This is a genomic window from Novosphingobium sp. (assembly GCF_030699305.1).
GTDB lineage: Bacteria > Pseudomonadota > Alphaproteobacteria > Sphingomonadales > Sphingomonadaceae > Novosphingobium.
Genome location: NZ_JAUYNB010000005.1, coordinates 1 through 14,886, shown reverse-complemented (window position 1 = coordinate 14,886; position 14,886 = coordinate 1). Strand labels below are relative to the sequence as shown.

10 protein-coding genes are annotated in these 14,886 nt (G+C 65.3%); 2 read left to right on the top strand and 8 right to left on the bottom strand.

Translation table 11 applies throughout. The features are described from left to right. Positions 1–18: 18 nt before the first annotated feature. Positions 19–3,285, top strand: coding sequence for an amidohydrolase family protein (locus Q8Q53_RS00790; RefSeq protein ID WP_305699841.1), 3,267 nt, complete (start codon positions 19–21; stop codon positions 3,283–3,285). Between the two features lie 51 nt (positions 3,286–3,336). Here the strand turns inward: Q8Q53_RS00790 and Q8Q53_RS00785 are convergent, their stop codons facing one another. From Q8Q53_RS00785 to estDL136, 8 genes are all read right to left on the bottom strand, one after another. Beyond that, positions 3,337–4,794: an ATP-binding protein gene (locus tag Q8Q53_RS00785; RefSeq protein WP_305699840.1), complete on the bottom strand. Its 1,458-nt coding sequence runs from the start codon at positions 4,792–4,794 to the stop codon at positions 3,337–3,339. Positions 4,795–4,984: 190 nt separating this feature from the next. Next, positions 4,985–5,497 (bottom strand): nuclear transport factor 2 family protein, encoded by a 513-nt coding sequence (locus Q8Q53_RS00780; RefSeq protein WP_305699839.1) that lies wholly within the window; start codon positions 5,495–5,497, stop codon positions 4,985–4,987. Then, complete coding sequence (locus tag Q8Q53_RS00775) at positions 5,494–7,215, bottom strand: amidohydrolase family protein (protein ID WP_305699838.1); 1,722 nt, start codon at positions 7,213–7,215, stop codon at positions 5,494–5,496. Before Q8Q53_RS00775 ends, Q8Q53_RS00780 begins: the two co-directional genes overlap by 4 nt. Before the next feature lie 14 nt (positions 7,216–7,229). Then, entirely contained in the window at positions 7,230–8,051 is an 822-nt protein-coding gene (locus tag Q8Q53_RS00770; RefSeq protein ID WP_305699837.1) for a hypothetical protein, read from the bottom strand. A 133-nt stretch (positions 8,052–8,184) separates the two neighbouring features. Then, positions 8,185–8,691, bottom strand: a complete 507-nt coding sequence (locus Q8Q53_RS00765; protein ID WP_305699836.1) for a flavin reductase family protein — start codon at positions 8,689–8,691, stop codon at positions 8,185–8,187. 183 nt (positions 8,692–8,874) lie between these two features. Further along, complete coding sequence (locus Q8Q53_RS00760; protein WP_305699835.1) at positions 8,875–11,496, bottom strand: TonB-dependent receptor; 2,622 nt, start codon at positions 11,494–11,496, stop codon at positions 8,875–8,877. A 204-nt stretch (positions 11,497–11,700) separates the two neighbouring features. Beyond that, positions 11,701–12,780: a Rieske 2Fe-2S domain-containing protein gene (locus Q8Q53_RS00755; protein WP_305699834.1), complete on the bottom strand. Its 1,080-nt coding sequence runs from the start codon at positions 12,778–12,780 to the stop codon at positions 11,701–11,703. 144 nt (positions 12,781–12,924) lie between these two features. Then, positions 12,925–13,860 (bottom strand): chloramphenicol hydrolase, encoded by a 936-nt coding sequence (gene estDL136 / locus Q8Q53_RS00750; protein ID WP_305699833.1) that lies wholly within the window; start codon positions 13,858–13,860, stop codon positions 12,925–12,927. A 158-nt stretch (positions 13,861–14,018) separates the two neighbouring features. On the opposite strand from estDL136, the gene Q8Q53_RS00745 reads away from it, so the two are divergent. After that, positions 14,019–14,804 carry a glucose 1-dehydrogenase gene (locus Q8Q53_RS00745; protein ID WP_305699832.1) on the top strand — a complete coding sequence of 262 codons (786 nt, stop codon included), beginning with the start codon at positions 14,019–14,021 and terminating at the stop codon, positions 14,802–14,804. Positions 14,805–14,886 lie beyond the last annotated feature (82 nt).

The window sequence follows — 14,886 nt, the reverse complement described above, 5'->3', positions numbered from 1 at the left end:
CCAGGGAACACTGCCTACATGATCGCCAGACTTTCGCTCGCCGCCGTGCTGCTTGCGGGCAGCTCGCTCGCTTCCGCGCAGGAAGCCGCCGCACCCGCTGTTGCGCCAGCCACTGCCACCACGCCGCCCAAGTGGGATGTCGATGCGCCCGCCGGTCTCAAGACCCGCAAGGTCGCGCTCGATACCGATGAGGGCACGTGGATGAACGTTGACGTTTCGCCCGATGGGGGCCGGATCGCGTTCGATATGCTGGGCGATATCTACACCATGCCGATCAGCGGCGGCACGCCGACCCGGATCACCGAGGGGCTGGCCTATGACCAGCAGCCGCGCTGGTCGCCCGATGGCAAGCGGATCGCGTTCGTGTCGGACCGGGGCGGCGGCGACAACATCTGGTTGATGGATGCTGATGGCAGCAACCGCAAGGCGCTGACCAAGGAAGACTTCCGGCTGATGAACCAGCCCAGCTGGAGCCCGGACGGACGCTACATCGTGGCGAAAAAGCATTTCACCACCGGGCGCTCGCTCGGCACGGGCGAGGTCTGGCTGTTCCATGTCGAGGGCGGCGGCGGGGTGCCGCTGGTCAAGCGGGTGAACGAACGCCACCAGAAGGAACTGGGCGAGCCGACCTTCGCGGCCGATGGCAAGAGCGTCTATTTCTCGCGTAATGTCACGCCGGGGCCGATCTTTGAGTACGCGCAGGATTCCAACGGCGGTCTGTTCGCGATCGAGCGCTATGACCTGGAAAGCGGCGAAACGCTGCGCGTCGCGGGCGGCAATGGCGGGGCGGTGCGCCCGACGCCGTCGCCCGATGGCAAGCAGCTGGCGTTCGTGCGGCGCGAACGCGCGAAGTCGAAGCTGTACGTCCGCGATCTCGCCAGCGGGAATGAGCGCAAGCTCTATGACCTGCCCGATCAGGATATGCAGGAAACCTGGGCGGTAACCGGCGTCTATCCCAACATGGACTGGACGGCGGACAGCCGCGAGGTCGTGCTGTGGACCGGTGGCAAGCTGGCCCGCGTGGCGCTGGACGGCACGGTGCGCAGCATTCCCTTCCGCGTGAAGGATGACCGCGTGGTCGCGGATTCGGTCCACCCGGTGATCGAAGTCGCGCCCGATACCGTGCAGACCAGGATGGTCCGCTGGGCGCAGGTGTCGCCCGACGGCAAGACGGTGGTGTTTGAATCGCTCGGCAAGCTGTGGGTCAAGCCCGCCGCCGGGGGCGAGGCCCGCCGCCTGACGCGCGGGAACGAGGACGCGTTTGAGGCGTGGCCGAGCTGGTCGCGCGATGGCAGGCAGCTGGCCTTCGTCGCCTGGAACGACAAGGCGCTGGGCCGGGTGCAGGTGGTGGCGGCCAGTGGCGGCGCGCCGCGCGTGGTGACGAGCGAGCCGGGTCATTACGGCACTCCGCGCTTTTCGCCCGACGGCAAGACCGTGGTGTTCGAGGCTGGCTCTGGCGGCTATCTGACGTCCGACCAGTGGAGCCGCGACGGCGGCGTCTATGCCGTTCCGGCCAGCGGCGGCGCGCCGAAACTGGTGGTGCGCGGCAGCGGCAATCCGCAGTTCGGCGCGACCGGCGACCGGCTGTTCACGGTGGCGCAGGCCGACAGCAAGCTGCAACTGGTCAGCACCGACATGGGCGGCCAGCAGCGCCGGGTCCATGCATCGGGCGACATGACCAGCGAATTCGTGGTCTCGCCCGATGGCCGCGCGCTGGCGTTCCGGCAGAACTATGAAGCGTGGCTGATGCCGCTGATGCCGGGCGCGCAGGATGTCGGTGCGGGCGCGAAGGAAACCGCGCTGCCCAACGTGCGCCTCAGCGAAGGCGGGGGCGATTTCATCCACTTCTCAGGCAGCGGCAATACGGTGCACTGGAGCATCGGTCCGGTGCTGTTCAGCGCCGATACGGCCAAGGCCTATGGCGAAGGCTACAAGCCGCCGCAGTCCGGCCTGTCATTGGCGCGGACGGTTCCCGCCGCCAAGCCGACCGGCACCGTGGCGCTGACCGGCGCACGGGTGGTGACGATGGCGGGCGCGGATGGCGGCGTGATCGAGGATGCGACGATCCTGATCAAGGGTGACCGGATTGCCGCCATCGGCCCGCGCGGCAGCGTGGCGGTGCCAGCGGGGACGCCCTCGGTCGATCTGGCTGGCAAGACCGTGGTGCCCGGCTTCATCGATGCCCACGCCCACGGCCCGCAGGGCGTGGACGGACTGGTGCCGCAGCAGAACTGGTCGGCGCAGGCCAATCTGGCGCTGGGCACGACCACGATCCACGATCCGTCCAGCCGCGCGAGCGAGATCTTCGCCGCCGCCGAAATGCAGCGCGCGGGGCTGATCCTGTCGCCGCGCATCTTCTCGACTGGGGAGATCATCTATGGCGCGAAAGCGGCCGGGGTGTTTGCTGATATCGGCAAGTACGAAGACGCGCTGGCTCATGTCCGTCGGTTGAAGGCGCAGGGCGCGCAGAGCGTGAAAAACTACAACCAGCCGCGCCGCGAACAGCGCCAGATGGTGGTGGCCGCCGCGCAGGCCGAAAACATGCTGGTCGTGCCGGAGGGCGGATCGCTGTTCAACATGGACATGACGCTGATCCAGGACGGCAACGCGACGGTGGAACACAACGTTCCGGGCAGCACGTTCTATAACGATGTGCTGCAAATGTGGTCGCAGACCCGCACCAACTATACCCCGACGCTGGTGGTGACGTATGGCGGGCCGGGCGGCGATCCGTATTGGCGTTCGCGCACCAATGTCTGGGAGCAGCCGCTGCTGAAGGCGCATATTCCGCCGGGCACGCTGGCCGCTGCCAACGCGCGGCGCGAACTGGCGCCGGAAGAGGATTATGCCGACTCCTGGGCCGCGCGGGAGGCCCGCAAACTGGCCGACCGGGGCATCCAGGTGAACATCGGCGCGCACGGCCAGCAGGACGGGATCGGCGCGCACTGGGAGATGTGGAGCTTTGCCAAGGGCGGCTGGACCCCGCTGCAGGCGCTGCAATCGGCCACCGTATCTCCTGCTAAAACGCTGGGGATGGACCGTGATATCGGCACGCTGGAAGTGGGCAAGCTGGCAGATCTGGTCGTGCTGGACGCCAACCCGCTCGACAACATCCGCAACACCGAAAAGGTCAATGCGGTGATGCTGGGCGGGCGACTGTACGATGCGGCCACGCTGAACGAGAAGGCCACCGGCACCCGCGTGCGCCCGTCGTACTGGTGGGAAGGCAGCGGCAATTCCGCCGCCGGTCAGGCCCACAGCAGTGGAGACGGCCACGGGCATTGATGGGGGTGGCCTCTCTCCCGCCTGCCGACAGGGCGGGGGAGGGGCAGCCGTTCAGGCGTCTTCGGCGGCGCTGGTCAGGCCCAGCTGCGGGATCGTCACGGTTCGCCGGCCGCTGAAATCGGTGCGCAGCACGATCAGGCCCTGCCGCTCGAAGTTATCGAGCAAACGGCGGATGCGCCCCGATGAGTGGGTGCCGTAAATCTGCGCGAGCTTGGCGTCATCGGGGCAGGGCGCGCCATCCAGCGCCGCGCGGGCGAGGAACAGGAATGGGGCGAGCAGGTCTTCCGGCACGGCGTGGGCGACTTGCAGGACATCGGCCCAGCGCTCATCCGCCGGGTCGGCCATGCCCGCCAGCGCCATCGCAAACCGGCGGCGGAACCGCGTGACGTCCAGCCCCGGCACCATGATCCGCCGCATCCGGCAGCGCACGGTGAAGTCCTGGAACAGGTCAGCCGGGGTCTGGAACGGGGCGTCGGGTTCTTCCGCCATCTGGGCCAGAATCTCGGCAATGATCGGTTCCGGGTCTGCGCGCGGCGCATCATGTTCGCCCACCGGCGCGGCTTCGGCGGTCAGGGTAATCTGGTCCAGCAGGACATCGGCAGCGACCGGCTTGGGCAGGGGCAGGGCGGGCGCGCTGGCCGAAACCGGCTCGGCCTCCAGCCCGTCATGCAGTAGCGCGAAGAGGTCATCCGCCGGGGTGACGGGCGGCGGGGCGAAGGCGTGGCTGATGGCGCGGGTGCCGGTCTGGACCGCGCCGATCCGCACCGCCACCGGGCGGCGGCTGATCGCGGGGCCAAGGCCCAGAAAATGGCCGCGCTCCAGATCGCGGATCTGTTCGGCCTGACGGCGCTCCATGCCCAAGAGGTCGGCGGCGCGGGCCATATCGATATCGAGGAACGTGCGCCCCATCAGGAAGTTCGATGCTTCGGCGGCGACGTTCTTGGCCAGCTTGGCCAGTCGCTGGGTGGCGATCACGCCCGCCAGCCCGCGCTTGCGGCCCCGGCACATCAGGTTGGTCATGGCCGCCAGCGAGAGGCGGCGCACTTCATCGCTGACGTCGCCAGCGGCAGCCGGTGCGAACATCTGCGCTTCGTCCACCACGACGAGCGCGGGATACCACTGTTCACGCGGGGCATCGAACAGCGCGTTGAGGAACAGCGCGGCGCAGCGCATCTGCGCCTCGATTTCCAGCCCGTCGAGCGCCAGAATGACGGAGGCCCGGTGTTCGCGGATGCGTGCGGCCAGCCGGCCGATTTCTGCGCTGGAATAGGCGGCGGCGTCGATCACGATGTGCCCGAACGGTTCGGCCAGCGTCACGAAGTCGCCTTCGGGATCGATCACCACCTGCTGGACGATGGCGGCGCTTTCTTCCAACACGCGGCGCAGCAGGTGCGATTTGCCAGAGCCGCTGTTGCCCTGAACCAGCAGGCGCGTGGCCAGCAGTTCTTCCATGTCGATGGTGACAGGTGTGCCGGTCGGCCCGGCACCGATGACGATCGGACCGCTCACCGGCAGACCTCGCCAGTCAGACAGCCACCTCCGTTCGGGTCGAGCGAAGTCGAGACACGCAGGCGCAAACGCGTCTCGACTTCGCTCGACACGAACGGAGAGGGAATGGGATGGATCATTGTGCCGCTGCCTTACGAACCAGCGTCTGGCTCACCAAGGGCAGGCCGCGATTTATCCAGAAGATTGCGCGTCATGCACCGTATGCGGCGGGCGGATCGCCCAGCGCGATGGTGACGGCGTGGCCCGCCTCGTCCACTTGCTCGATCCGGCAGAACGGGCGGCGGCTGCGGGTTTCGGCGATCCACCAGCGTCCGCCTTCGCGGACATAGCGGTCCTCATACTCCACCCCCATGTGCGTTACGCTGCGGGCGGCGAGGATGATGCTGTGGAAATTGAGTGACCACTTGCCCACCGCCTCGTCCGGGCCGGTGAAGGTGATTTCGGAGTTGGTCGCATGATGGATGTCGTAAACACCCGGCTGACAGCCCATTGCGGCAAAAATTTCCACGAACGGTTCGCGGTCGTCGAAGGGCGGGAACCCTTCGTAGGCGATCACCGCACCCTTTGGCAGCAAGGTATCGCGCACGACGTCAACCTGTTTCAGGTCGCAGCCGCGCAAGTAGCGCGCCTTGAGCTGGCGGATCGCTTCCAGATCCTCCAGCTGAGCAATGCGGGCGGCGAGGGATTCCAGCGTGACGGTCACGCCGCCGCAGCCTGCTCTCCGCGCACCAGCCGACCGGGGCGGGCGCCAGTGGCGCGGTCGTCGCGGCGGATCACCTCGCCGGAAACGATCGTTGCGGCAAAGCCCGTTGCGGCCTGATCCAGGCGCCGCCCGCCGCCGGGCAGGTCGCGTTTTACCACCGGGCGGTGCAGCGCCAGCCGCTGGGCATCGATGACGTTGACGTCAGCCTTGTAGCCGGGGGCCAGCCGACCGCGATCATGCAAGCCAACCGCGTCAGCCGGAGTGGCAGACAGGGCGCGGATCGCCTTGGCCCAGTCGAGCCGCGGCCCGGCGCGGTCACGCGTCCAGTAGGTCAGCAGGAACGTGGGATAGCTGGCATCGCAGATCGCGCCGTAATGCGCGCCGCCATCACCCAGACCCAGCACCACGTCATCGCGCTGCATCAGCTCGTAGAGCGCATCTAGCTTGCCCGCGTTGAAATTGCCCAGCGCGTTGTAGAGCATGCCCTGACCGTCGCCGCCGTTCATCAGCAGGTCCATTGCCACATCTTCGGGCGAGCGCCCTTGCGCCCGGGCCTGCGCGCCGACGCTGGTTTCGGCGGAGGGTTCATAGTTCGGCGGATCGGACAGCGGGAACAGCCAGTTCCAGTTGCGCGACAGCTGCGCCAGCGGGTGGCCTTCCTCCGGCGCTTCGGCGATCAACCGGGCGCGGAATTCGGGATCGCTGAGGTGTTCCAGTTGCTGGTCCAGCGGCAGGCCCGCGATCGGCAGATAGCTGGGGCAGAGGCAGAACGGATGGGTCGAGAGGTCAAACCCCGCGACGATCCCGATCGGGCGGGGCAGGATTTGCGGGCTGATCTTTGCCCCGGCGGCATTGGCGGCGTTGACCAGCGCCAGATCGGTGTCGGGCGTGACCGGGCCGGTGTTGGCCACGGCATAAGTAAACGTCGCCGGGCGACCGCTGCTTTCCACCACCTTGATCAGGTGCGACAATTCGGATTCCCAGCCCGAATAAAGGTTCAGCACCATCTGAACCACGCCCTTGCCGGTGTCCTTCAGGGCCTGCGCGATCGCGATCAGTTCGGCGTTGTCGGCATCGAAGCTGGGGATGTGCTGGCCGTCCATCGTCTTGTGGATCATCAGCCGCGACGTGGCAAAGCCCAGCGCCCCGGCTTCCATCGCCTCACGCGCCAGTTCCTGCATCCGGGCAAGGTCTGCGGCGGTTGCCGGTTCGCGCTGCGCGCCGCGCGCGCCCATGGCGTAAACGCGCAAGGGGCTGTGCGGCAGATAGGCGGCGACATCGATATCGCGGCGGCGTGCGTCGAGCGCGTCGAGGTATTCGGGGAACGTTTCCCAGTCCCACGGCAGGCCTTCGGCCATGACGACGCCGGGGATGTCCTCCACCCCTTCCATCACCTTGATCAGCGTGGCGTGGTCTTCCTTGCGGCAGGGTGCAAAGCCGACGCCGCAATTGCCCATCACGACCGTTGTCACCCCGTGCGAGGACGATGGCGACAGTTCCTCTGACCAGATTGCCTGGCCATCGTAATGGGTGTGGATATCGACGAACCCCGGCGTCACGAACTTGCCGGTTGCATCGACCGTTTCCGCAGCCGTGCCGGGGCAGTCGCCGACCGCGACGATCCGGTCGCCCCGGATGGCGATGTCGCCCGCATAGGGCGCGTCGCCGCTGCCATCGACGATCGTGCCGCCGCGCACCACCAGGTCATATTCCGCCATGCCGTTCATCCCTCTCAAAGTTCGCCGCGTTCGGCCCAGAAGGCGCCTTCGCGGTCTGTATCCACGTCCACCGCACCGCGCACGCCCAGCGCTGCACGCGCCTGTTCCAGCGGCAGGTGGAACGCATCCTCCAGCTTCATCAGGAACAGTGCGTCGCTGTCCTGCCCCACCTTCATGCCGCGCTGGATGCACTGCACGGCGGTGTCCCAGACTTCCGGGTAATGCAGCGCGGTGCGGATGGTGTAGCGCAGCGAACCGAAAATCTGGATCAGGTTGACCTCGGTGGCAAGGTGCTGATCGACGAAGAAGCGCGGCACGTTGGTTAGCCGGTACCAGTAGGGGACCAGTTCCCCCATGAAATTGAAGCCGCCGCCGGTCAGGATATGTTCGAAGTCATGCGTCTGGCCGGACCGCAGGTTGAAGAATTCCAGCTGGGTCTTCGGTTCTGACCACGGCACGATCTGGATTTCATAGTTCCCGCCGGTCATCTGCGCATGAAAGATACCGCCCAGCGTGCCGGGGGCATACTGTGCGAAATCGTCGATCTTGTAGTTCGACACGTGCCCTTCGCGGAACCACGCGTCGAGCCGGGGGTTGACCCGGCGTTCGGCAGTGAAGCGCTCCTCGATCTCGGCATAATCGCGCAGCTCGTCCAGAATGCCCAGAAACTCGTGCATTTCGGCCTGCGGGGGCATGTCCGGGCCGTTCCTGCGCAGCAGGATCATGGCCAGCCATTCGCGCAGGCGCGGATTGTTGAGGTATTTGGACGAGGATACCAGCACGCTGCTGTCAGTGCCCACGGGCATGACGCCGCGCAGAAGGTAGGGAATGTTCATCAGGCCGCTCCGATCCCGCCGCGGTTAGCCGCGCGTGCAGGCATCCACTTCGCCACGCCCCGCGCGGGCAGGCAACCGGAAAGGGCGGGGTTGGGCCGATTGTGGCGCTGCCGGTTCATTCCGGCAGAAAAGTTCAGAGCGGGGTAAGGCGGCCCAGCGTGCCGTTGGCCCAACCCAGGATTTCCTGACCGCCGGTGGTGCGCAAGTCATAGACTTCGCCGATCAGCAGGTCATGCGTCCCGAACGACAGCATTTCGCGCACTTCGCAGAAGATGTTGGCCGGTGCCCCGTCGATATACCAGACGTCGCCGTTCTGCTTCCAGTCGGCCTGGGTGAAGCGCTGGTCCCGCGCATCATAGCTGGCGAACGGGGTCATGTGGCTGTGCGAACCGGTATCGAGCAGGTTGATGCAATAGCGCCCCGCCGCCAGCATGCTCGCGTGGCTGGACCCGGACCGGTTGACCGCGATCACCATCGAGCACGGATCGAGCGCAACCGGCATAAGCGCCGACATCGCCAGCCCGACGGGCGCGCGGGTTTCCGGATCGAAGCTGGTCACGATCCCGACCGGCGCGGGGAGATAGCGCAGGACCTGCTTCAACTGGTCGGGCAAAGTGGCGGGCGGGGCGGCCTGGGTCATGCCGGGCTTGGTCCTCTGTCTGGGTGAGCGTTCCTTGTTCCATACGCGGGGCGCGGAAAACCGCAATTCCCCCCGGGCCATTTGTTGTCCGATTAGGGGGCACAATGTGAGAACGGGGCAGCCGTTTGCACAGCCGCCCCGTTCACTTTGGCGGTCCCTGCGGCCCGCCAGGTCGTCAAAGCCTCAGAATTCCACGTCGAGCGTCGCCCCGAAGGTGCGCGGATCGCCATAGATGACCGTGGCAAAGCCGAGCGCGCCGAAATCGACCGAACGCGCGACATACTTCTTGTCGGTCAGGTTCTTGCCCCAGATGGTCAGCCCCATGCCGCCGTTCGGGCCGAAGCCGGAAAAGCGCAGCTGCCCATCCAGCAGGCCCCGTGCGTCACCGCGCCCGGCCTGCGAGAACGGTGCGGTCAGGGTGTTGGGGAACATCTCGAACTCGGAGGTGTAGTTGTAACCCACTCGCGCGTGCAGCTTGGCATCGCCCACCGGCACCGTCAGGTTGCCTGCGATTGAAGCCGTGTACTTGGGCGCATAGCCGGCCCCGGAGATCAGTGGCGCGATGTTGCGCGTCACGCCACCGATGTCCGCCCCGGGGAACTCCTTGATGTTGACGTCGATGTACCCAAAGTTCCCGTCGATCGAGAAATTGTCGGTAATCTGGAACGCGGCTTCGACTTCGAGCCCGGTGTAGGTCGTTTTGCCCGCGTTGACGACTTGCGTGCCAAAGCTGCCGCCGCCCTGGATCGGGATCGGGATCGTCGCCAGCTGGTCGGTGTAGACGTTATGGAACGCGGCCACGTTCAGCCGGATGCGGTCCATGAACTCCATCTTGGCGCCCAGTTCATACGACCAGATCTGTTCCTCGTTGAACGGGATCAGGCCGATATTGCTGGCGACGCTGGTCGACTGGCGCAAGTTGAACCCGCCCGAGCGGTAGCCACGGGCGGCGCGGGCATAGAGGTTGATGTCCTCGGTCGCGCGGTAATCCACGGTCAGGTGCCCGGACGGCGCGCTGAAGCTGGCCTTGCGCCGGTTCAGGACCAGTTCTGCGGCGGAAAACGGCGTGGCCCCGTTCTGGGTGCGGTCAACGCTCTTGCTGTCCCAGGTATAGCGCAGGCCCAACGTCACGCCCAGCGGACCATCTTCACCGCCGGGGCGATAGCTGGCCTGACCATAGAGTGCCATCGAATTGCCGCTGGCCTTGTAATCCAGCACCGCACCGCCCGGCACGAGCCGGTAACGGGCCGGGTTGGCCGCCTGGAACGCAGCGGCCATGCCCGGGGCCAGCGCCTGCGCGGTGGCGAGCGGATAGCCGAAGCCGGTCAGGATCGACTGCATGGTCGACGGGATATAGACCGCCTGATTGGTATCCAGCACGAACCCGAACTGCTGGGCGTTGTTTTCATACCCGCTTTCGCTGAAGTAGAATGCCCCCGCGACCCACTGGAAACCGCCCTCCGCCGTGGAGACGAATTCCAGTTCCTGGCTGAACTGCTTTTGCCCGCGCAGGGTATTGGCGGTGAACAGCGGGTTGGTGGTGGTGGGCACGCTGCCCGCCGTCAGGAACGCGGCGGTTCCGTCCGGGATGCCGACATTGGTGAGGACCGAGGTCGGGAAGCCGGTGAACGTGGCAAACGGTGCACTGGGGCTGCCGATGTTGAACAGCGGTCCGCGCAAGGTGCCCAGACCGTCCAGATCGCCGCCGCGGATGTCGTTGCGCCAGTTGCGGTAGGACGAAGTGCTGCGCACGGTGATGGTCGGCAGGTTCAGTTCCATCCGGAACATGTTGCCCCAGATCTTGTCGTCCGACTGGTTGCCCGAATTGAGGCAGATCGTGTCGCTGAAGGTGCGCGATACAGTCTTTGAGCAGCCCGGCTCGACCACCGTGGCCGCATTCAGGTAACCGGCTACGTTGGCAGGCTGGACCTGGCTGAAGGTGTTGCCGCCCAGAGTGACGTTCGGGCGGAACGTGCCGTCGCCGACGGCGGCCAGCTGCATCACCATCGGTGCAGCCTTGATCCGGGTGTAATCGAACACGTTGTAGACGCTGAACGTATCAGTCACGTCCCATTCGATCGCACCGCGCACGGAATCGACCTTCATCGCGCCAGGATCGCGGCTTTTCTTGGGTTCGAGCAGGTCATTGACCGTGCCGTTGCGCTGGCGGTGAAGATAGCCGAGGGAGAGCCGCACGCCGTTCATGTCGCCCGAATTGGCAACCACGCGGCCAGTCCACATGCCATAGTTGCCTGCGCCTGCGCGCAGTTTCAGGCTGGCTTCGCTGGACGGCTTCTTGGTGATGAAGTTGATCGCACCGCCGGTCGTGTTGCGGCCGAACAGCGTGCCCTGCGGTCCGCGCAGCACTTCAACCCGTTCGATATCCGCCACTTCGAAAGTCGAGGCGGATGAGCGGGCGAGGTAAACCCCGTCGAGATACATCCCGATCGGTGAATCGAAGCCCTGGGTTTCATCGGCCGGGCTGGGAATGCCGCGGATCGAGACGACCGAGGCTGTGGCGTTGGTGGCGGCGCCGACGACCGAGACGTTCGGGGCGATGGCGGAGAGGTCCTTGGCTTCGCTCAGGCCGCGCAGTTCCAGCGCTTCTGCTGGAATGGCGGAAATCGCGATCGGCGTCTTTTGCAGGTTTTCCGACCGCTTATTGGCGGTCACCACGATTTCGCCCAGGCCGCCGCTCTGCGGATCGGCATCATCGGCACTCTGTGCATAGGCTGGTGTAGCAAGCGCTGCGGCTGCCGCAGTCGTCAGCAAGGCGTGCCGGACTGCGAATCGTTTTACGATCATTTTCTGCCCTCTCCTTCACCGGACAGGCTTGGCGCTGTCCTTAGGATGAGAGGCTGTCAAAATTCGTAGCATGCGTCAAATCGTTCTACGCAAACAAAAGCAAAGTTGCCGATAATAAGGCCGAAAATGTTCCTTTACCCGTTTGCGTTCCCTAAAATTACGAAATTTGGCGATGGCACGATCGGTTCATGCCATCGCCGTCCGTTACGCAGCCGTATCCCACGGGGCCTGCTGCGTGCCGCGCGTGACATAGCGGCCGTTGACACGGGCCTGGAAATCCCCGGCCCGCTCACGCGGGTTATAGAATTGCTTGTACCAGACGCGGACCTTGTCGAACGGACCGTCACCGCGCACCATCAACGGATTGATACAGGGGCGCTTGTTTGACCAGATTTCAAAATCCTGGGCAAAGGCGGCAACCCCGGCCTGCTCATAACCGCGCGCGAGTTCGCGGTCGGGATCGCTGGGCGCGGCGTTCTTGACCTTCACGAACAGGCCGTACCAGACCTTGATCACACCGTCGTCAACCGGGGTGTGCGCAATCAGCATGTGCGACGGGTATTCGCCGATCATCGTCGATTGCAGGATGCCGGGGCCGGTGTACCAGGTATCGTTGGTCATGGGTTCGGCGCCCGATCCGGCCAGCGTCTTGTGCCCTGCGGTCAGGATCTGGCGCACCACCGTGCCGTCGAACTCGTTCTCGAACTGGACCATATCGATGGAACCGTGGACCGGTTCCAGATGGCCCTTGTCGGCCATGTTATCGACCACTTCCTGCGGGTGGCAGGCCAGTTCGCCCAGACATTCGACGTTCCAGTTGACCCAGTTCGGCTGGTCCCACTGTTCGAACGCGGGCAGTTCATAGTCGGGCAGGCCGTTTTCCGGATCATACCAGGTCCACAGGCACCCGGCGCGTTCAACCACTTTCCAGCTTTTCACACAGGCGGCCTTGGGCGGCTTGACCGGCGAGTAGGGAATGTCGTCGCATTGACCGTCCGGACCGAACCGCCAAGCATGATAGGGGCAGCGGATGCCGTCGCCTTCGACGTGCTGTTTGTCGACCACGACATACGATGACGTGTTCTTGGCCAGATGCGTGCCCATGTGCGGGCAGTAGGCCTCGATCAGGAAGACCCGGCCGCTTTCACCGCGATACATGACCATGTCTTCGCCGAAATAGCGGACGGCTGCGGGGGTGGTGGTGGCATCGGCCGAAGCGCCGATCATGAACCAGCCACGCGGATAGGTGAATTCGCCCAAGGCGTAATCGGCTGTCTTGGCCATGTGAAAGTCCTTCTCCCGTAACCCGCGCAGGGCCTTTGTTCGTAACCGTTACCGCAAAGTATAGCGGAGTTTTCCGGTCAGCGCGCGATGAATTTGATATTTGCGCATGACGTGTCACATTTTGTTACGCGAATAATGATATGACTACGCGGCGCACCATCCGCTGCGCAGGTTTGCTCCGGCCCGGTCAATCCACGGCAGCGCATCGGGCACGGGCTGGAACATCGAAAAGAACCCGTGGATCATCCCCGGAGCGGTGGCTGCATCAACCGGAACACCGGCGCCGGCCAGGCGCGCGGCATAAGCCATGCCTTCATCGCGCAGCGGATCGAATTCGGCGGTGATGACGGTCGCCGGGGGCAGGCTGGCCAGATCGGGCGTTCCGGCAATCCGCGCGAGCGGGGCGTCGGCGGCACGGCCCAGATACTGGTCCCAGAACCAGCGCATCATCTCGGTCCCCAGGAAATACTCGCCCCCGCCATTTTCGGCATAGGACGGCAGGGTGAAATCATCATCGGTCACCGGATAGATCAGCAACTGGTGACGCAGCGCGGGGCCGCTGCGATCGCGCGCCAGAATGGCCACGGCGGCCGCCAGATTGCCGCCGGCGCTATCCCCTGCCACTGCCAGCTGCGCCGGATCGCAGCCCAGCGCGCCCGCGTTGGCCGCTGCCCAGACCAGCGCATCATAACAATCGTCAACCGGGGCGGGATAGGCGTGTTCCGGTGCCAGCCGGTAACCGACCGACAGCACCGCCGCGCCGCTCGCGCGGGCCAGCGCACGGCACGTCGCATCGTGCGTCTCCAGCGTGCCGATCACCCAGCCGCCGCCGTGGTAATAGACCACCAGCGGCGCGGCAGGCTGCGCGGCACCTTCCGGCACATACAGCCGTGCGGGCAGGGTGCGTCCTGGCAGGTCCAGCAACAGGTCCTGTACCTGCGCAACCGCCGGGGGCTCGCCAAATGCCAGCGGGGTGTCATTGGTCGCGCGCAGCGCCGGGGCCGTGAGCGTGGTGAAGTCAACCGGCGGCAGCGCCGCAAACATGGCAAGCAGGGCTTCGACCTGAGGATTCAGCGGCATGCAGAGGATTCTCCCGATCCTGATGGTTATACGAATGCGTTATATGCAGTCGATTATGATTCGCGTTACCCGAAAGGGTTATGTGTTGTGGTGATGATTGCGTATTGTCAGGCCGCCGCCGCCCATGAACTGAGAGCGGCATTAGTGGGAGTGATAAGATGATTCGGCTGGACGGCAAAGTAGCAATCGTAACCGGCGGCGCGCGCGGCATTGGCGAAGGGATCGTCCGGCGGTTCATTGCCGAAGGCGCAGAAGTCATGATCACCGACATTCTGGACGAACCCGGACAGGCGCTGGCCGATGAACTGGGGGAGCGCGCCGCGTTCCATCATCATGACGTCACCAGCCGCGCCGAATGGACCGCCGTGATCGCCGCGACCGAGGCCCGGTTCGGCAAGCTCGATACGCTGGTCAACAACGCGGGCGTGCTGTTCTTTCGGGGGTTCGAGGATTATTCGGAAACCGAAATCGCGACGCTGATCAACGTCAACCTGAACGGCGTGATCATCGGCTGCCAGTCCGCGATCCCGGCGATCGAGCGGGCTGGCGGCGGGGCGATCATCAACATGAGCTCGGCCGACGGGATTGCCGGGGCCAACGCGGTATCGGTCTATTGCGCGACCAAGTTCGCGGTGCGCGGGCTGACCAAGGCGCTGGCGCTGGAACTGGGGCCGCGCAAGATTCGCGTCAATTCGATCCATCCGGGCGGGATCTATACCCCGCTGGCCAACCCGATGAATGTCGACAAGGAAACATACGACAAGGGCTATTGGGTCTACCCCGCGCAATACGCCGGTGAGCCGAAGGACATCGGCGCGGCGGCGGCCTATCTGGCGTCGGAGGACGCGCGGTACTGCATGGGCACCGAGCTGTCGGTCGATGGCGGGATGAATGCCGGGCATTACTACATGGGCCTGCCCGGATCGCCCAAGCCGCCTGCCTAGGTGCGGGGCTGAATTCCTCTGCCCCGTTCGTGTCGAGCGAAGTCGAGACACCGCGCGCAACGGCAACGTGTCTCGACTTCGC